General features: G+C 44.3%; 18 protein-coding genes and 2 pseudogenes. 9 read left to right on the forward strand and 11 right to left on the reverse strand.

What is annotated here, in order from left to right:
• Positions 1–217 precede the first annotated feature (217 nt).
• Positions 218–442 carry a hypothetical protein gene (locus BCV39_RS23295; RefSeq protein ID WP_080967310.1) on the forward strand — a complete coding sequence of 75 codons (225 nt, stop codon included), beginning with the start codon at positions 218–220 and terminating at the stop codon, positions 440–442.
• A gap of 62 nt (positions 443–504) precedes the next feature.
• Here BCV39_RS23295 and BCV39_RS23205 read toward each other — a convergent pair whose 3' ends face one another.
• Entirely contained in the window at positions 505–675 is a 171-nt protein-coding gene (locus tag BCV39_RS23205) for a hypothetical protein (RefSeq protein ID WP_165886738.1), read from the reverse strand.
• A gap of 279 nt (positions 676–954) precedes the next feature.
• On the opposite strand from BCV39_RS23205, the gene BCV39_RS17400 reads away from it, so the two are divergent.
• Entirely contained in the window at positions 955–1,443 is a 489-nt protein-coding gene (locus BCV39_RS17400; RefSeq protein ID WP_004732526.1) for an Lrp/AsnC ligand binding domain-containing protein, read from the forward strand.
• 114 nt (positions 1,444–1,557) lie between these two features.
• Here the strand turns inward: BCV39_RS17400 and BCV39_RS17405 are convergent, their stop codons facing one another.
• Together BCV39_RS17405 and BCV39_RS17410 are read right to left on the reverse strand one after the other, a co-directional pair.
• A complete protein-coding gene (locus tag BCV39_RS17405; RefSeq protein ID WP_048660510.1) occupies positions 1,558–2,262 on the reverse strand; it encodes a hypothetical protein in 705 nt (234 codons plus the stop codon).
• A 287-nt stretch (positions 2,263–2,549) separates the two neighbouring features.
• The gene (locus BCV39_RS17410) at positions 2,550–4,400 is read right to left on the reverse strand and encodes an ABC transporter ATP-binding protein (RefSeq protein ID WP_102431360.1); all 1,851 of its coding nucleotides are present in this window, start codon (positions 4,398–4,400) and stop codon (positions 2,550–2,552) included.
• A 598-nt stretch (positions 4,401–4,998) separates the two neighbouring features.
• Between BCV39_RS17410 and BCV39_RS17415 the strand changes: the two genes are divergently transcribed.
• Positions 4,999–5,973: an arginine deiminase-related protein gene (locus BCV39_RS17415; RefSeq protein WP_102431359.1), complete on the forward strand. Its 975-nt coding sequence runs from the start codon at positions 4,999–5,001 to the stop codon at positions 5,971–5,973.
• A gap of 146 nt (positions 5,974–6,119) precedes the next feature.
• Here the strand turns inward: BCV39_RS17415 and BCV39_RS17420 are convergent, their stop codons facing one another.
• The 6 genes and pseudogenes from BCV39_RS17420 to BCV39_RS17440 all read right to left on the reverse strand — a co-directional run bounded on the left by BCV39_RS17420 (position 6,120) and on the right by BCV39_RS17440 (position 10,501).
• On the reverse strand, positions 6,120–6,752 hold the full coding sequence (locus BCV39_RS17420; RefSeq protein ID WP_048660507.1) for an acetyltransferase: 633 nt from the start codon (positions 6,750–6,752) through the stop codon (positions 6,120–6,122).
• Between the two features lie 111 nt (positions 6,753–6,863).
• Positions 6,864–7,256, reverse strand: a pseudogene (locus BCV39_RS17425) (AraC family transcriptional regulator); the annotation flags it as partial.
• Positions 7,257–7,832, reverse strand: coding sequence for a mechanosensitive ion channel domain-containing protein (locus tag BCV39_RS17430; RefSeq protein WP_107898558.1), 576 nt, complete (start codon positions 7,830–7,832; stop codon positions 7,257–7,259).
• Positions 7,833–8,042: pseudogene (locus tag BCV39_RS23030) on the reverse strand (CorA family divalent cation transporter); the annotation flags it as partial. It abuts the gene before it with no gap.
• A gap of 41 nt (positions 8,043–8,083) precedes the next feature.
• A complete protein-coding gene (locus tag BCV39_RS17435) occupies positions 8,084–9,706 on the reverse strand; it encodes a phosphoethanolamine--lipid A transferase (RefSeq protein WP_102431357.1) in 1,623 nt (540 codons plus the stop codon).
• A gap of 225 nt (positions 9,707–9,931) precedes the next feature.
• On the reverse strand, positions 9,932–10,501 hold the full coding sequence (locus tag BCV39_RS17440; RefSeq protein ID WP_102431356.1) for a porin family protein: 570 nt from the start codon (positions 10,499–10,501) through the stop codon (positions 9,932–9,934).
• A 192-nt stretch (positions 10,502–10,693) separates the two neighbouring features.
• Here BCV39_RS17440 and BCV39_RS17445 point away from each other — a divergent pair, with 192 nt between their 5' ends.
• Positions 10,694–11,233 carry a hydrolase gene (locus BCV39_RS17445; protein ID WP_102431355.1) on the forward strand — a complete coding sequence of 180 codons (540 nt, stop codon included), beginning with the start codon at positions 10,694–10,696 and terminating at the stop codon, positions 11,231–11,233.
• Here the strand turns inward: BCV39_RS17445 and BCV39_RS17450 are convergent.
• Both BCV39_RS17450 and BCV39_RS17455 read right to left on the reverse strand, forming a co-directional pair.
• The gene (locus BCV39_RS17450) at positions 11,230–12,093 is read right to left on the reverse strand and encodes a MurR/RpiR family transcriptional regulator (protein ID WP_102431354.1); all 864 of its coding nucleotides are present in this window, start codon (positions 12,091–12,093) and stop codon (positions 11,230–11,232) included. The two genes, BCV39_RS17445 and BCV39_RS17450, sit on opposite strands and share 4 nt — an antisense overlap.
• 184 nt (positions 12,094–12,277) lie before the next feature.
• Positions 12,278–13,552 (reverse strand): amino acid deaminase, encoded by a 1,275-nt coding sequence (locus BCV39_RS17455; protein ID WP_102431353.1) that lies wholly within the window; start codon positions 13,550–13,552, stop codon positions 12,278–12,280.
• A 176-nt stretch (positions 13,553–13,728) separates the two neighbouring features.
• Between BCV39_RS17455 and BCV39_RS17460 the strand changes: the two genes are divergently transcribed.
• The 5 genes from BCV39_RS17460 to BCV39_RS17480 all read left to right on the forward strand — a co-directional run bounded on the left by BCV39_RS17460 (position 13,729) and on the right by BCV39_RS17480 (position 19,103).
• Positions 13,729–15,162, forward strand: coding sequence for a D-aminoacylase (locus BCV39_RS17460; RefSeq protein WP_102431352.1), 1,434 nt, complete (start codon positions 13,729–13,731; stop codon positions 15,160–15,162).
• A gap of 103 nt (positions 15,163–15,265) precedes the next feature.
• Entirely contained in the window at positions 15,266–15,658 is a 393-nt protein-coding gene (locus BCV39_RS17465; RefSeq protein WP_102431864.1) for a RidA family protein, read from the forward strand.
• 206 nt (positions 15,659–15,864) lie between these two features.
• Complete coding sequence (locus tag BCV39_RS17470) at positions 15,865–17,379, forward strand: sodium:solute symporter family protein (RefSeq protein WP_102432996.1); 1,515 nt, start codon at positions 15,865–15,867, stop codon at positions 17,377–17,379.
• 126 nt (positions 17,380–17,505) lie between these two features.
• Entirely contained in the window at positions 17,506–18,453 is a 948-nt protein-coding gene (locus tag BCV39_RS17475; RefSeq protein ID WP_102432997.1) for a sugar kinase, read from the forward strand.
• 20 nt (positions 18,454–18,473) lie between these two features.
• Entirely contained in the window at positions 18,474–19,103 is a 630-nt protein-coding gene (locus tag BCV39_RS17480) for a bifunctional 4-hydroxy-2-oxoglutarate aldolase/2-dehydro-3-deoxy-phosphogluconate aldolase (RefSeq protein ID WP_102432998.1), read from the forward strand.
• The last annotated feature ends 190 nt before the right edge of the window (positions 19,104–19,293 follow it).

Consider the following 19,293-nt stretch of genomic DNA (forward strand, 5'->3'; position numbering starts at 1 on the left):
AATTGGGGTTTACAATGTAAATCGAAAGCGTAGGATCTTGAGCGAGAAATGAAAGATCAATCTTGTTGATCGCGTTTGATGTCAAAAAACAAAATAGAAAAGTGGCTGTTTTTTGAACTTAGCGCTCACTTTTGTCATTAGCTCGGTGAATTGTGGAACCGAATTGGACATGATGTGTCAATTGTCAGTAACCACTAAAGACCTATAGGACAAAGGTATGCCTGATCTATATTGCAAAGGATGTAAAAAAACAACACTACATAAGTCTATAATGAAACGTTGTGAAACAGAGCCCGAGACAGCCTCTGGCCGTATGATGCAATGGACGTCAAAGCTATTTAGTGGAAACCTGTACTACGATATGGAAACTCAGCACTTCTGCCGCACGTGCAATTGCCGCTGCGAAACCGGAAGTACTGTTCCCCAAGTTGGTTTAGCCTAACCCATAGTAAGTGCTTACTAACTTGATTCAAAAAACCTCCGTGTTGGGAGGTTTTTGTGTTTCTAGGCTGCTTTGAGTGCAAGTTCAGTTTCAATGGCATTGCCATCAATCTTCACATCCCAACCATAGTTTGAGTACTCATTTGCTAGTGCTTGAGCAACATCTTTTGATACCGTTACGTATGTCCATGAACCAATACCGTAAGGTTTATATGCGAGTTCTTGCGTTTTCATAATAGAGTCATCCTTTCTCTTTGATAATTCTATTATTCACTCTGGCCTATATCCTTTCTTTCGTTTCCGGCTCAACTTATTTGTTAATCGGGTCATTTCTATAATAATTTGTTAATAATCAGAGTTTGATTTATAAGCTCCATTATCTATTTGTATTTATTTATATTTGACGTGAATGCCATGCGTGCATTTAGTTTTTTAAATGTGTGAGCGAGGTTTTCTTCGATTGCTCTAGGTATGGAATATACTGAGCGGAATTTAGAATGTTTAAGGAATGTTATGTCTCAGCATCAACTTGATCGTATCGATAAAGAGATACTACGAATTCTGCATATGAAGGGGCGTTTGCCTGTTGTTGAACTTGCAAAGCAGGTTAACCTCACGACGTCACCTTGCTCTGACAGGCTCAAGCGATTGGAGAAAGAGGGATATATCACAGGCTATCATGCTGAGCTTTGTTCAGAAAAGTTGGGACTCGATGTCCAAGTTTTTATCCATATTCGTCTCGACCAGACTAGCTTTTCTATTTTTGATAAGTTTGCCCAAGCGGTTGAAATGATGCCCGAGGTGGAAGAATGTTATTCATTGTCGGGAGACTTCGATACCATGATCAAGGTTCGAGTGAAAGACATGAAGGCGTACCAAGCGTTTATGGCAACAAAGTTAGGTACCTTGCCAGGTGTGATTCAGACACGCAGTGAGGTCGTGATTGAAGAGCATAAAAAGGGCTTTGGTGTTAACCCTGAATTGTTGGCAACCTTAAAGTAGGGCACCGGTTTTACTTCAAGCGTGTTTGTTTAGATATAAAAAATGGAAGCCAATAAGCTTCCATTTTTGTGGGACGTTAGAGCAAGAGTAATCCGATAAACTTGTCCGGCTTACTTACAGCGTAATTGCCGCAGAGATTAAGCCAATCACACCACCGAATATACCACCCCATACTACTAGCCAGCCAAGGTGTTTTTTGATCATGGTTTGAACCATCTCTTTTACAAGCTTCGGTGTCAGTTCATTCAAGCGCTGATCAATGATCGCCTCAATGTTCTCTTTGATTTCATCCATCATCGCAGGCGATTCTAACTCGTCTTTGATGGCATTTTTTACAGAGTCACTCTTGCTGATTTCAATCACTGACTCTTGCATTTTCTCAACAAATGGCGCTTTCATCGGCTGTAGTGCCTCTGTGCCACCAACCATTGCCAACATACCGCCAAACTGTGAGTTCTCGATAACATGCACCAGTGAGTCGAATGCAGGATTAAAGTCGATCTTCTGAATCACAGGCTCTAGATTAAGCGATTTTCCTGTCATCTCGCTGCTTAGGAAGCGGTCGATATTACTTTCAGTAAAGAACTGCTCCATCATCAGTTGTTTGATGGCTGCCTTGAACTCTTCAAAGCGCGCCGGAATAACGCCAGAACCGTATAGGCCGGGTACTTTCTCGAACAACATGTGAATCGCAAGCCAGTTGGTTATGGCACCTGAAAATGCGAATAGGCCTGCGTAAAGCAAGTATTGGTTTGCTGTCGCATAGCCGCCAGCAAGCAGTGCTAACGCGATAACGTTAGTTAAGACACTTTTGTTCATGGTTGATCTCTAGAAATAATACTGCGCGCATTTTAAGAAAAAAACGCCAAGAAAAAAACAAAAGGATCGATGAAGTTTACGTAACAGGTGGGGAAAGGTTGCTGATCTAGGGGCATAAGAAAGGCTAGCCTCCCCCCGAAGTCTAGCCTTATTCCAGAACGCGCAAGCGAGGCGTCTTTGGTGTTAATGTCATTATATAATTACGACATAACATTCTGCCACGTGTAATTTACCACTAATTAACAAATTGTTGTGAATCACGCCGCACTTTTAAAATAGCACAAAAATTAAGCGCTCGTAGCCTGTTCAAGATCATCGGCAATGAAGCCACCGGTTTGGTGATTCCACAATTGAGCATAGATGCCATTTTGTGTAATCAGCTCTTGGTGCGTGCCTTCTTCAACGATATTACCTTGGTCAAGTACGATCAAACGGTCCATTGCTGCAATGGTCGACAGGCGGTGTGCAATCGCAATAACCGTTTTGCCTTCCATTAGCTCAATCAAACTCTCTTGAATCGCTGCCTCTACCTCAGAATCGAGTGCAGAAGTTGCTTCATCCAGAACTAATAGTGGAGCATTTTTCAAAAGAACACGCGAGATAGCGACACGTTGACGCTGTCCACCAGAAAGCTTAACGCCTCTTTCACCCACTTGAGCATCGTAACCAATATTGCCAAACGGGTCGGTTAGGGTTTCGATAAACTCATGAGCGTGCGCTTGTTTAGTCGCCGCGTATACCTCTTCGTCGGATGCCTCTGGTCGACCGTAAAGAATGTTGTCTTTGATCGAACGGTGCAGCAGTGAGGTATCTTGAGTCACCATACCTATGTTACTGCGCAGTGAGTCTTGAGTAACGCTGGAGATTTCTTGGTCATCAATCAGGATGCGACCACTTTCTACATCGTGGAAACGCAGTAATAAGTTAACTAGGGTCGACTTACCTGCACCTGAACGGCCCACTAAGCCCACTTTTTCACCTGGCTTAATGTTGAGGTTCAGATTGTTGATCACGCCCTTGTTCTCGCCGTAGTTAAAGCTGACGTTGTCGAAGTTAATACCACCTTGTGGAACGTCCAAAGGCTTCGCATCTTTTTTGTCTTCGATAGCGATAGGTTTAGACAGGGTTTTGATGCCATCAATCACAGTACCTAGGTTTTCGAACAGACCACCGATTTCCCACATGATCCATTTCGACATGCCGTTAATACGCAGAGCTAAGCTGACTGCAATCGCAATTGCACCCACGGTGATTGAACTATCTAGCCATAAGTAGATAGAGATACCCGCAATGCTGAACACTAATAGATAGTTAGCGAACTCTACACAGATGTTGAAGCCAGTTACCAAGCGCATTTGACGGTGCACAGTATCAAGGAAGCCTTCCATGCCTTCTTCTGCGTATTCGGTTTCTCTTTTACTGTGTGAGAACAATTTCACCGTCGCGATGTTGGTGTAGCTATCAACAATACGACCTGTCATCAATGAACGCGCATCGGCTTGTTCTGATGACACATCTTTCAGCTTTGGTACGAAGTGCAGTTGGATACCGATGTAAACGAACAGCCAAATCAGCATCGGAGCCATCAAGCGCCAATCTGATTCGGCGAGCATGAATAGCATCGCAGTGAAGTAAACCGTCACGTAGACAAAAACATCAACCATTTTAGTCACGGTTTCACGCACTGCGAGTGATGTTTGCATCACTTTAGTGGCGACACGTCCGGCAAAATCATCTTGATAGAACGACAAGCTTTGCTTCAAAAGATAGCGGTGCGCTAACCAACGGATCGACATTGGGTAGTTGCCCAACAAGGTTTGGTGAAGCAAAAGCGAGTAAACACTGATCAAGATCGGCATTACGACCAATAACAGAACACCAAGCCCCATCAGTGTGGATTGGTTATCTTCTAAGAAGGTTTCTGGGTTGCTGGTTGATAGCCAATCAACCAGTTGGCCCATGTAGCCGAACAACGCGACTTCGATGATCGCGATGGTCATGCTCATTAGGCCGAGCAAGATTAACGGTTTTTCAAAACCTCGAGTGTAATGGCGACAGAATGCCAGTATTCCAGTAGGAGGTTGTATCGGCTCTCCCTTTGGAAAGGCTTCAGTAAAGCCTTCAAATTTTTTGTACATAGATTTCCCTTTATAACGAATGCATCTATTAGCAACTGCATCGTCTGTGTAGCTTTGTTTTTATAGGTTCGGTTTGAAATTGGGCGTCTTAGCTTGAAATTATATAAGCGCCAATTCGTTCTTATAAGCATTAAGCCATTCGATGGATTTTGGTTTAAGCGTTTGGTTGAAAAACTTGGCTCACGAGTTCGTTTAACACTAATACGTTGTTTAAGCGATGTCGCAGGAAAGGTCCAAAGCGTGTCTTTCATGACGCGTATTTTAGATTGAATCGGACAGGAAAAGTTAAGCTTATTTCAAACGTAATTGATTGTTATGCAACGGTGATAATCCTAACGCTAAATGGATTAAATTGTAACCTAAACCCGCCGCAAGCTAGAGAATGAAGCTCGGATATTTATTCAGCAAAACCTGCATCTCATATGCAAACTGTTGGTTCTTTCTGATGTGCTGTTATCTTGCAGTAAAAATTACCGAATAAACTGAGTTTTGCAGGAATTGTCTGGGATAAATATTCAAATCATTATTCTTTTCAGTGAATCTTGTCGTAACAAGTTGTTTACAATTCTGAGGTAAATAAAAGATAGGGACGGTTGAGATGTTAAACCTACACAAAAAATCACTTCACATTACTAATGTTCAAAACGCCAATTGCGTTGTTATGGTGCCGCCAAAAGAATTTAAATTTAATGAAGAAACGGCACAAGATAATGAGTTTCAGAACAGAGTGAATCTGACCGAAGCTGAGGTCAAATTAGAAACCATGGCCGAATTTAAGGCGATGGTCGCTTCGTTGCGTAAAGAAGGTGTGCAAGTTGTAGAGTTTGATTACCCAGAATTGGGAGTTGAAACTCCGGATGCTGTTTTCCCAAACAACTGGTTCAGTACCTGTAGTGATGGAAGCTTATTCACTTTTCCTATGGCGTGTGAAAACCGTCAGAATGAAGTTAAGCCAAATGCCCTTATTGAAGCTTTAGAAGCGTCTGGTCGAATTGTTAACCACAGTGAGTCTCTAGAGTCTTATATCACACAAGGTTCATACCTTGAGAGCACTGGCGTGATGGTGATCGACCATATCAATAAGACTATCTACGCGGCACTCTCTCAACGTTGTGACCGCGAAGTATTAGAAGATTACGCGAAGCGCATTGGTTATTCTCGCGTGGTGTCATTCCAAACAGCACTGCCGTCTGGTCAGCCGATCTACCACACCAATGTGATGATGGCGATTGGTGATAATTTCTGCGTGATCTGTGATGAAGTGATCCCAGAGTTTGAGCGCCGTTTTGTGGTGAAGTCGCTTGCTAAAGATAAGCAGGTTATCTCTATTTCAATCGATCAGATGAACCGTTTCTGCGGCAACATCCTCCAGCTTGAAACCGTGAATGGCGACAAAGTGATCGCGATGTCTCAATCGGCTTACGACGCTTTCTCCCCAGCTCAACTCGCACAACTTTCGACACACGGTAAGCTACTACCATTTAACGTGAAAACGATCGAAGACATTGGTGGTGGTTCGGTGCGATGCATGTTGGGTGAGGTGTTCTTACCAACGCGAGTAAATCGTCTGTAACAAGCACTCATTTCTAGTAATCAATCTTCGAATACCACTCTCATTGAAGAGTGGTATTTTTGTATTAGCTTATCTTTGAATTGGTCTATCAGAAGTAAGAAGACAGAAAAAAACCAAAGCTAGATACAAGAGCTAACTTACAAAAGCTATGAGGCGCTCTTGAAAGCCCTGTGTTCGATGAATTGAGTTGAGAGTGAGACTACTTCCTTAGAATACACCAGTGCAGTGTGATTGAGCTTGAGTGCGCAGGTGTCTGTTGCGCCTCGCAGGTTAGCGTCTTCAAGTGTCACAGTGCCATCACCAGGGTTTCTGCCCAATACAATGCGACCGACACCCGCATCATAAGTACCTGTAATCACACCAATCGGCACGTCAATATCATAATCACCCAAGCCATCGCTTAAGATCATCTTGCTCGAACCAAATATAAATCCGAGGCCATGATTTGACAGCGTTTTCGCGATAGTTGCGCCGTTGTGTGGAGTTCCCGCGGTAATGATGCAGGTGTCGGCAAAGTCGGGCTGGTAAAACTTAAAGTAGTGGCGGATCAGCAAGCCACCGAGCGAGTGACCAAAGAAATAAACCTCATCGTGTTCATCAAAGCGTGCATTCACGAAGCGGTTAAGGCGTTTAGCCGCAGAAGGGAAACGCAGCGAGTTGTAGGCAAACTTGTGGGTAGTGAAGCCGCGTTTTTTGAAATTTCTATCTAGATATTGCATGATCAACGCAGGCATATACAGACCATGAATTAAAACTATGTGTTTGTTTTTATTATTCATTATTGCCCTCCGACTGATGGTGTTTTCAGTATATGGAGTCGCAATTCTAAACTCAACAAAACTTGCTGTGAATGGGACACAATAGACAGAGAGTGTCGTAGTGGCAGTTCGTTATTCTGACCTGACCCCGCCATAAACGTCTATAGTTAATCCCCCTTGTTTGGCATAAGTATTGGGTGTTAGGCCAATGGTTTTCTTAAGGTAACGAATTAGGTGCAGTTGGTCGCTAAACCCAAACTGAAAGGCAACGTCTAGCCAATCAGTGTCATTAAATTCTCTCTTATAAAGGTATTCGAGCATTGCCTCGAGTCTGTTTATTGATTGGCACTGTTTTAGCGTGAGGCCAGTCACCTTGTTAAAGCTTCTCTCTAAGGTTCGTTGTGAGCAAAACAGTTTGTTGCCAAGCTCTGCAATCGGCGTTGAACCAAGCACCCCCAGCACCTTGCGTGTCAGTTCGCTGTGCCTGTCTATTTGACTTGCCGATATCTAAGGCACCAGTAGATCTTATGATTTTGAATTTTTAGTTTTGATTAGCTCAGAATCACTTGCTTCACTTTTTGCTTCAGGTTCAAACAAAACTTTTATCACGCCTTTTTGTAGGATCAGGTTATTAGGGTAGGTGATGATGTTGCCCGAACTGTGTCGAAGAATAACGTGGAACATGGTGATATCGATGATCACACCGCTGATGTCTTCGTCTTTCTCTGCGACCCTTACTCTATCACCAATGCGATAAGGGAATACGAAAAATATTAGTACGCTGGCTGTTAGGTTACTTAGAATCGACCATTGCGCGAATAAAGCGACACCCAGCACCGCAAATATGGATGACAAGAATAGTGAAATATCACCAAAGCCCAAGTTAAGAACAATCGTAAACACAGCGATGAAGAGTAAAAACAGAACGATATTGAAACACTTAATCACGAACTGCTTTCGCTTCAACTCGACACGCTTGTTCTCCGCTAATGTTTCTATCCAGTTTTTCCCTAAGCGTTTTATCACCCAATACACAGTGATAAGAAGTAAACCTAAACTTACTTGTTTAAGCCACATATTGGATTGCAAAAACTCAATCATTAAATAAACCTCATTTTTCAAAATAACGACCTCTGGCTCTACGGCCACGAGTAGCCCAACGTAAAATGGTGGGATTGCTATTGGGTTATTTGTTCCGGGTATCCCTGCAATATTGACACCCAGTAAACCGGTGAAAAACCCAGCAGGGAGGAAAATACCCGCAATGATAGAAAATAGGTACGTATTTCTATTCTTTTTTTCAGTTTGTTCAGGCAACTCGAGCTTTCCGATGGTTTACATAAGCAAAAGCACTACCGACACGGTGCGAAGATGTCTTGGCTCGCTCGGTATTCGTTGGTTTGCACGTCCATCAGGCCAAGCAAGGAGTCGAACAGGTTATCGTGAGAAAAGCTCTGCTCTTTCCCCGCCTTTCTTAAGCAGGTCTCGCTTATCCCTTTCTGCGCAGCAAAACCATCAGACATCCATAGGATCATCGGTACGTGGGTTTGTTCTTTTGGTGCCAGTGAGTAGGGCATGCCATGAAGGTACACGCCATTCTCCCCTAAAGACTCTCCGTGATCCGAGATATACATCAGCGCGACATTGTACTTGTCGGTCAGTTTCTCCAGTTTCTGAATCGCCTGTGAGAGAAAGAAATCCGTGTACAAGATGGTGTTGTCGTAGGTATTAACCACTTCTTCTTTGGTGCAGTTTTCAATGTCGGCGCGAGCGCAGTCTGGTGTGAATTTCTTATGATCGTCAGGGTAACGTTCAAAATAAGTTGGGCCGTGAGAACCCGAAATGTGATAGAAAATGATGCTATCTTGCTTAAGATCTTGAGTATCTTGCTCAAAGTTCTCTAACATTGCCGTGTCGTAGCATACATCGTTATTGCACAGCGGGTCGCTGTCTTTGGCAACGAGAGTCATCTCTTTGATTCGATGTGCGACGGCTTTGTCTCCCCCATCATGCTCACGCCAGATAGAGTGAATACCTGCACGGTTCATAATATCGACCACGTTATCTTGGTTGTAAGCTTTGTCGCGATCGTAGTTGCTGCGATTCATGTTCGAGAACATACACGGAACAGAAACCGCAGTGGCTGTTCCGCACGACTGAACATCAGAGAAAAATATCGGGTTGTATGGCTTGGTATGAGCGTTGGTTTCTCTCTCATAGCCATAATATTGGTAGTTGTATACACGTGCGGTTTCACCAAGAACAAACACCAGTAAGGTTGGTTTTTCTGCTTGTTTCGCTTCTGGTTTTAGCTGCGCATCTAACCCTAACTCTTGATAAGGGATAGGCTCTTTTATGTAGGTGTTATTGATGTATTTAACCGTTGATGCCACGTATTCGGTTGGGATAATCATCTTTTTGATATGCGAGTTATTGCGGCCAATCGAAACGTAATCTTTGTAGAAAAGCCCGGCAATAATCGCAATGACGATCAAAGAAGAAAGTAAGCCAATCGATTTCCAGACAAAGAAATCTTTCCAAGACTCTTTTTCAAGTTTGGTAAACAACAGGATGAGTGATGGAATAGCGCCCATCGTTAGTAGCCATAATATCGAGTGACCACTGATATAACTGGTTGCTTCACCGCTATTGGTCTCAAACACATTCTCTATCATGCCGTAGTCGACGAATATGCCGTAATTGAACATACTGTAGCTGACTAAGGTTGAGGTGATCAGCAATAAGATGAAAAACGGCTTAGAGAAGATAGGCCAGTTGAATACTTGGAAGATGAAATTAAAGGCAGCAAGGAAGAAGATAGGAATGGAGATAAGAAACGCAATGCTTTCAGACTTCGATGCTTGAACAATACTAAACAGTTCTTGGGTGAGAGGTAGGTTGATGACAAGCAGGTAATACACGGCCAACACAAAAGGCAGCTTGTTTATCGAGATGTTTAAGCTTGGTAGATTCATAGGTCTTATTTTCCTGCGTCTCTTATCCCTTTATTTTAGTCTGGCTACCAAGAAAGCTCTAATATCAACGCATAAAGCTCAGATAGGCGGCGATAAACCGACTAAAGTGAAATGACGCGATAGGTGTGTAGATACAAAAATTCACTTTACTGAGTGACCTTCATGACAAGGTGGAACAGCAAAGTGAATTAGTAAGTTCAGCTTATTCTATGTGGCTCAATCACATTAGAAGTTGTATGAACCACCGAAGCTAATGCTGTTGAAGGCAAGTGTTTTGTCTTCTTTATACAAACCGTAGTCGTTCTCTACGCTTACTGCATCTGCTTGCGAAATTAGACGAAGTGTTAGGTGTTCAACTGGCGTGTATTCAACACCAACACCAAAGTGGAAACCCGTACCGCTATCGTCAGCATACAGAGCTGCGGTATTTGCGTTTAGGTCAACAGAACTTAAACCTGCCAATACGAATGGGCGGATTGTGTTGTCGAATGTGTAACCAAGATTTGCTGACAAAGAAACAGACGTTGGAGACAGTTTTGCAGCCCCTTTTTTGTAATCTGCGTAATCGTTGTAGCCAAGTTCAACACCAACGATACGGTTGAATTGGTAGCCTCCGTATAGGTTGTAGCCCATACCGTCTGAATCTAAACTACCTTGACCGTCTGTGTCAGAACCTTGGTATACGCCAAGACCGCCACCTATGTAAGCGCCGCCGTCAGTGCCTGCTGCTAAAGCTGGAAGAGAAACCGCGCTGATTAAACCCAGTGCTAATGCTGATTTTGTTATCTTGTTCATCTTTGTTACTCACTCTTAAATGTCATGCCAGTATCAATCATTGTTGTATTTCGACCTTTCGACCGTTGGTGAGTATTATTCCGTAGTCTTGTATGTATTACTGTATGGCTTTGTAAGCTGAATCGTTACATAGTAGAAAAAATACACATCAGATTACGTAGTGAGTTAGGCTGCCCAAAACAAGGAATACACATGCTAATGAGACAAAACACAGGCTTGGTGGTTGTGGACGTACAAGGCAAGCTCGCACGCCTCGTCGATGACAGCGATTCGCTGATTTCTAACTGTGGGAAGTTAATTCAAGGAGCGCAGGCTTTGGATCTGCCAATTATTAGTTTGGAACAGAATCCCGAGAAGCTAGGTGCTACAGTCGATGAACTGAATAACCTGTTGAGTGATGCTAAGCTGATACCGAAATTCACTTTCAACGCGTGTGACGAACCTAAATTTGTTGAGGCGGTGCAAGCCAAGGACGTGGATACTTGGTTAGTGTGTGGTATCGAGGCTCATATTTGTGTCTATCAAACCGCAATAGGGTTGTTAGATCTTGGGTACAAGGTGCAGGTGGTCAGTGATTGTATTAGTTCAAGAACGGCCCTCAACAAGAATCTGGCAATCCGCCGACTAACGGATGCTGGTATCCAAATCACAGGATTGGAAATGAGCTTATACGAATTGGTGAAAGATTGTCGCACACCAGCATTTAAGCTCATTCTGTCCTTGATTCGTTAGTCACCGAGAGGTTGTCGGTCGCCGCCGCCTCGGTAGGAATCGAGTGCAACCTTCAAGCGGCGCAGTTTATCGCGCGAGCGGTTCTTGTGATTGACCGCCATACCCATAGAAAGCACATCCACTAAGGCTAACATTGCGTAGCGAGATGCCGATGGTTTGTAGATGAAGTCGGTTTCCATGTGTTTGATAGGTAGCAAGATATCTGCAATCTTTGCCAGTGGTGTGTCTTGTGGGGTAATCGCGATGATCTTAAGCCCATACTGCTTAGCTAGCTCTGCGGTTTCGGTGATCACAGGCGTGAAACCGGTCGCGGAAATCATCACCATCACATCATTAGCATCGGCTGTTGCGGCAACCATGCGTGACATTAAGCCATCGTTGTATGACACCACAGGATAGCCTAAACGAAATAGTCGGTGTTGCAGCTCTTGAGAGGCTATAGTTGAGCCGCCACCCATGCCGATTGCAATGATCTGCCTGGCGTTATGCAGCCAGTTTACTGCAGTTTCAACATCTTGCTCTTTGAATAGAGTACGGTTGATGTCGAGGCTCTGCTTGATTGACTCGTAGATACCTTGATAGCCAGTTTGGTTAACCGGTTCGAGAATAAAGCGCTGGCCAACCGTTAGGGTTTGAGCAAGCTTGATCTTCATATCACGTACGTTGTTACAGCCGATCGCCTTAGCAAAACGGGTTATCGTGGCTTCACTGACCTGAGCTCCTTCAGCAAGCTCTGTGATACTGGCATTGGCAGCAAAATCAATGTCGTCCATGATCAGCTTGGCGACTTTTTTCTCTGCATCACGAAGAGCGGGAAAACGCTCGGTTATCTGTGAAATGATATCTACTTCTAAACTCAAGAATCCTGATCCTTTGTTGATGGGGCTAATCGTATTGCTTAGTTTTTAAGAACCTAGTTCGAAAGAACCTCTCTCGTAACAACCAAGCTTTTTAGCCATTTAGTGCTAATCCATTTAAAACTAAGCCTTAGCCCCGTTAGTATATCTGATTGCTTCGCTGATTCTAGCTTATTGAAAAATCGAACTAGAAGCAGGTTTCTACCCAGTGGCTTACCTGATAATCGTCATCGCTGATGGCAATGTAGCGCCATTTGTCGAAGGTTAAACATGGGTGTGAGGTAGAAAACGCAATCATGTCGCCCACTTCAATCTCAGCAGAACTGTCCGTTTCAACAAAGGTATGCTGATCCATCACAGCCGTCGCGGTGAGACCTTTTACTGAGATAGCTTCACCATTGCGATAGCCACGCTCAGCAATAGGCAAGCCCGCATCGAAGGCCACATCACGCTTACCTAGCCCGATCACCAGTTTGGTTGGCTCCGGACGAGAGATCACATACGCCCACACTTCAAGTGCCGATTCTAAATCTCCCCCCAACTCACACGCGTAACCTTGGTTTACTTGCGCACGTTGCAATACCTTGCTTTGGGCATCTAGGTAGATCCCAGTATCGTGAATGGCATAGCAGCCTGGGCGGATAATCGCTAAATAATCCGTTAGGTTCGCCAAGCATTCTGCCACCACGTCATACCAAGCCGAGCCTGCGCCAGTAATGATAGGTTGACCGGTCATTAAGCCGTCTGATGCAAGGCTTTCGACCGAAGTGAGCGCTTGGTTTAAGAAGGTACGAATGTCTTGCTCGGCATTGTCGCCATGAATCACACCCTCGTATACCTCAATACCCGCTAGCGAAAGCGCAGGCATATCTTGGATAATTTGCGCCAGCTCTAGAACTTCTTGAGGTGAACGACAACCACAACGGCCACCCGGAACACCAAACTCGATTAGAACTTTTAGCGTCTGCTTTTTGTTGGCGAAATATTGGTTGAGTTGCTGCACGTTTACTGACGAATCCACGCAGCAATAGAAATCAACGTCGAACTCATTAATAAGCTGTTCGATGATCGCCATGTTGGTTTTACCTACCAATTGGTTAGCCATGATGATTCTTTTTGCGCCTGCCATTGCTGCAATTTCTGCCTGTGCAGGTGTCGCAACCGTAATTCCCCAAGCGCCATTTTCTAACTGTTGACGGAAGAAGCCAGGTGTCATCGATGTTTTGCCGTGTGGCGACAATTTAACCTGGTGATGATCGGCGAATGATTGCATCCAATTCAGGTTATTGGTCAACGCTGATTGTTTGATAATTGCTACCGGAAGCGAAATATCTTCATCAACTAGTCGATAAACACCGTTCTCAGATTGTGATACTGCTCTCCCTTTTTGGCCTTTTTCAGTCAAGATGAAACTATCTTTTTGATACTTTATAACATCTTTTTGCGCAGGGTTATGTTTCATTGCTGATTCCTAACATGATTTAAGTGGTTGTTATTTAATGTTTAAATATATCCGTAGTGTGCTTTGTGATAGAAACTATCACACAAATTAAAATATTATGTGTGTTTTGTCACTGAAAATAATCGGCTGGATTTCTAATATAGCTCCATCAACAGAGTGGATTGAGAGAGTGAGAAATGTTGTTCGATACGATAATTAAAAATGTAGAGGTGTTTGATGGCACCGGCGAACAATCGTTTTGTGCCGATGTAGCAATCCGAGATGGAAAAATCGCTGAAATTGGCAAAATCGATCATGAAGATTGTAGCCAGTTGGTTGAGGGAGCAGGCTTAGCATTGGCTCCTGGATTCATCGATGTACACACACATGACGATACCAATGTAATTCGTTACCCAGACTGCCTACCAAAGATCAGCCAAGGTGTGACGACCGTGATTGTTGGCAACTGTGGCATCAGCGCATCGCCAACGGTTTTGGCGGGCGATCCACCTGACCCAATGAATCTATTAGGCGCGCAGGCTGATTTCAAATACCCAACCTTTGCCGCGTATGCACAAGCCGTAGAGCAAGCGCAACCAGCGGTGAACGTAGCAGCGTTAGTTGGCCACACCACACTGCGTAACCAAGTGATGGACGATCTACAGCGCACCGCAAGCGAAGAAGAAATTGCAGCCATGCAAACCAACCTTGATTTAGCGATGGAGCAGGGTGCATTGGGTTTGAGTTCAGGTTTGGCTTACGCAAGCGCGAAACAAGCCAACGCTAATGAAGTGATGCAGTTAGCGAAAGTGCTGTCTAGTCATGGCGGTATCTATACCACGCATATGCGTACCGAATTCGAAGAGATCTTAAGCGCGATGGAAGAGGCGTTTGAGACCGGGCAATACGCGAAAGTGCCCGTTGTTATCTCTCACCTTAAATGTGCAGGTGCGGGCAACTGGGGCAGAACCGTTGAAGTACTTGATTTGATGGACAAGGTTTCTGAGCACCAAGATGTGTCTTGCGACTGCTACCCATACTCAGCCAGCTCTTCGACATTAGATCTGAAACAGGTTACAGACGATTTCGACATCTTCATCACTTGGTCTAAAGCAAAGCCTGAACATGCAGGCAAAACGCTTAAGCAGATTGCTGATGAGATGAACCTACCACTGATGGACGCAGCAAAAGCGCTTCAACCAGCCGGTGCGGTTTACCACTGCATGGATGAGAACGACGTAAAGCGCGTATTGAAATACAAGCTGACCATGGTTGGTTCTGATGGTTTACCAAATGACCCGCATCCACACCCAAGGTTGTGGGGCACCTTCCCGAAAGTGTTGGGTCACTACTGCCGAGATGAAAAACTGTTCGCGCTGCCAGAAGCGATTCACAAAATGACCGGAATGTCTGCGAAGCGCTACAACCTCGCGGGAAGAGGTGAGATTCGCCAAGACGCATTTGCTGATTTAGTTTTATTTGATCCAAAGAGTATTAAAGACACAGCAACATTTGAAAATCCTATTTCAGTTGCTGAGGGAATAGAAAGTGTATTTGTAAATGGTGAGTTAACTTACCAAAAAGGAAAAGTAAAAAATAATCGTTCAGGCGTTTTTATTTACCGTAATTAGAATTTAATTATTTCATTAAATATACAGTAGTAATAAAACGACGAATTAATTTAAATATATTGGAAAAGAACCAATATTATCTATAAAGAAGTGGAGTTAAAAAATGACTATTAAACGTTACGGTGTTGAAGGCGGTACAGGTACAGGCGGACAACATTTACCATTTGCACGCGCAACTGAAGCGGGTGGTTTCCTATACGTTTCTGGCCAGACACCGATGACAGATGGTGAAGTGGTAGAGGGTGGCATTGTAGACCAGTCTCGCCTAGCGATCCAAAACTGTGTCGATATCATGACTGAAGCGGGCTACGCCCTAGAAGACGTAATGCACGTAAAGGTTGTGCTAACGGATTCTCGTTACTTCCAATCTTTTAATAAGGTATTCAAAGAGTTCTTTGGTGCTAACCCACCGGCTCGTATCTGCATGGTTTGCGACCTAGTTGTAGACGTGAAGGTTGAAGTAGATGTGACTTGCTACCGTGCTGATCGCGTTTAGTAATAACCTAATCACAATTACCTACTTAGAGAGTATTAGGGGGTAGTCTTCCCTGTTATTATCCTTTAATACTCTCACCCTACATTTATAAAAATTACTTTAATTAAAATAGATAGAATCAATAAAGTAATTATATGAAATATAAAAATGAATGAATCATAAATAAAGTTCAAGAATGAACTCAATATTTCACTGAGAGGTGTCAAATGAACAGCACACTTTTTCTTACAGGCTTCGGCGTGTACGTATGTTTTTTAATTTGGTTAGGCTGGTTTGTCTCGCGTAATCAAAAATCTGGCGAAGATTTCTTATTAGGCGGCCGTGGCCTGCCACTGTTTTTAGTACTTGGTACAACTGTTGCGACTATGGTCGGCACGGGTTCAAGTATGGGCGCGGTTGGCTTCGGCTACGCAAATGGCTGGGCAGGTGCTCTGTACGGCATTGGTGGCGCTATAGGCATCCTATTGCTAGCCCTTTGGTTTGCTCCGGTTCGTAAACTGAACTTCATGACCATGAGTGAAGAGCTGGCTTACTACGTAGGCGCTAACCGAATCGTGAAAAACGTGGTTGGCCTACTTATCTTTATCGCGTCAATCGGTTGGTTAGGTGCGCACATTCTAGGTGGTGGCATGTACCTAGCGTGGATTGCAGACATCGACCTTAACCTTGCGAAAATCATTATTGCAGCGGCATTCACTATCTATGTTGTTATCGGTGGCTACACAGCAGTTGTATGGACCGATACGATTCAAGCAATCATCCTTTTTGCTGGCTTCATCCTAATGGCGGTAATGTCTGTTGATCACATTGGTGGCATGGACAACCTTTACGCTGCGATGGACCCTGCTGCTACAAGCTTTTTAGCAATCGATAAACTGGGCATTCTGCCTGCTGTTTCTCTGGCTGTGGTTATCGGTGTGGGTGTACTGGCAACGCCTTCATTCCGCCAACGCATCTATTCTGGTAAAGATGTTTCAACTATCCGTCGCTCATTCGTAGCTTCTGGTGTGTTGTACCTTTTCTTCTCAATTATTCCAGCAATCATTGGTATGGCTGCTCACGCAATCGACCCATCATTGGATAACCCGAACTACTCGTTTCCTTACGTAGCTGCAACGGTTCTTCCAGTTGGCGTAGGTATGATTGTTCTTATCGCTGGCCTATCTGCAACGATGTCGAGCGCAAGCTCAGATGCGATTGCCGGTGTATCTATCCTACTGCGTGACGTGTACGTGATGTTCACAGGCCGCGTACCAAACAAAGAATCAATGCTGAACTACTCTCGTCTAGCTTTAGTTGTGGTGATTGGCTTCGCACTACTGTTTGCACTGACCTCAAATGACATCATTGGCTACATCACTAAGATGATTTCAACGGTAATGTCGGGCATGTTTGTGTGCGGTATGTTGGGTAAATTCTGGAAACGCTACAACTGGCAAGGTGCGCTTGCAACGCTAGCGGGTGCTTCTGTCGCTTCATTCGTAGTAATGCTAAACGCTGACTACACAGCCTTCTGGGGCAACCCAGTGATTCCTTCATGTCTATTTGCTCTAACGGCAGGTGTGGTTGTGAGCCTAGTGACTCCGGCTAACCAAGTAACACCTGAAATGGCAAAAGCGATTCTTGATGACGAGCGTGCTCTGATGGAGATGGAAATGTCTGAGTCTGGCGTACTTGAAGAAGAAGCGGCACCTCAACGTCCAGCAAATCAAACAAGCTAACTCAACGCTCCGCGGCGAGTCAGTACAGCAAAGTTAGTACGACAAACAGTGGAGTGATTTAGTTAGCTCAGGCTCTGCTTAGCGGCAGAGCCTTCTTCCCCATTTATCTCTATTTTAGGAGCGGCTATGCCTGCATCTTCTCATTTCAATATTGCTTTCTTTGGCGAATGTATGGTCGAAATCAGCGGCTCTCCATTAACCAAAAAGTTTGGCGGTGACACACTTAATACCGCACTTTACCTTTCTCGCTTAACTCAACATCAAAACATCTCTGTGCATTACGCGACAGGGCTTGGCAGTGATGAGCTGTCTCAAGATATGATTGATAGCTGGCAGTTAGAAGGTATTCAAACCAATTTCGTAGAACGCATTGTGAACAAGCTTCCTGGACTCTACATGGTCGAAACCGACGAGACAGGCGAGCGACACTTTCACTACTGGCGCAACGATGCGGCAGTAAAATCTTACTTCCATGCTAATGACTTGAATAAGCTTGAAATCGCTCTGACAGAGAAGCAAGTCGACGCGGTTTACATCAGCGGGATCAGTATCGCGGTTTTGGATGACGCCTCTCGTGAGCGCCTATTCAAAGCCATTAGCGTGTTCTCAAACCAAGGCGGAAAGGTGATTTTTGATAACAACTATCGCCCGCAACTTTGGAGCATCGAGCAAGCTCGACATTGGTATGCCAAGCTACTGCCGCTGGTGGATATCGCCTTGATTACCGAAGACGACGATCTACTTGTCTGGGGGAACTCAGAGAGCGTTCAACAACGCTGCCTCCGTTTGGGGTGCCAAGAGATCGTCATCAAGCGTGGCTGTGAGCCATGCAAGGTTGTTCAAGTTGAACAAGGCGATGTTTTTGAGAGTTATGTATCCGCGACTCGTGTTTCTAACGTGGTCGACACCTGCGCAGCGGGTGACTCCTTCGCTGCGGGTTATCTGGCGGCGCGTCTTACAGGTGAGAGCACCAATGATGCAGCTGAACTGGGTCACCAATTGGCTTCTACCGTTATTCAATACTCAGGCGCGATCATCCCGGTAAGCGCTATGAATCACTTAATTAAAAAATAGAAAAACAAAGCGAATTTATTATGTCTAAAGAAATGATCAACACACTTAAGCAGTTCAAAGTTATCCCTGTTATCCAAATCAACAAGGTGGAACATGCGATTCCACTAGCAAAAGTGTTAGTAGAAAACGGCCTGCCAGTAGCAGAAGTGACGTTCCGTACCGAAGCAGCAGCGGATTCGATTCGTGCGATGCGTGATGCCTACCCAGAGATGTGTATCGGTGCTGGTACAGTATTAACGCCAGCGCAGATCGACCTTGCGAAAGAGGCGGGCAGCGAATTCATCGTAGCACCGGGCTTGAATCCAAACACAGTAAAACGTTGCCAAGAGATCGGTATGCCAATCGTTCCTGGCGTAAACAACCCAAGCCAAGTAGAGCAAGCGCTTGAGCTTGGTCTTAACTTCTTGAAGTTCTTCCCTGCTGAAGCGTCTGGTGGCATCAATATGGTGAAATCTTTGCTAGCGCCTTACGTTGATGTGTCGCTAATGCCAACGGGCGGTATCGGCAAACACAACGTCAATGATTACCTAGCGATCGATCGTGTGGTGTGTTGTGGTGGCACTTGGATGGTATCGCCAAAAATGATCGAGAACGAACAGTGGGACGAGATTGCAGTGTTGGTTCGTGAAGCCGTTGAATTGGTGAAATAGCTAAATTTAGAATTTATTAAAATAAATAATAGCTACTGAATATGAGCAGTAGCTATAAATACACTTCATACAATCAAAATAATTAATAAGAAATAAAAAGGTAGTCTCCGAATTTACACCTTTCTGCATATATCAATGTGCGGTGGGTTTTTATAATCATAATATCGGTGAACTATGAAAAAATTACTTC

Source organism: Vibrio sp. 10N.286.55.E10 (assembly GCF_002872555.1).
Lineage (GTDB): Bacteria > Pseudomonadota > Gammaproteobacteria > Enterobacterales > Vibrionaceae > Vibrio > Vibrio crassostreae.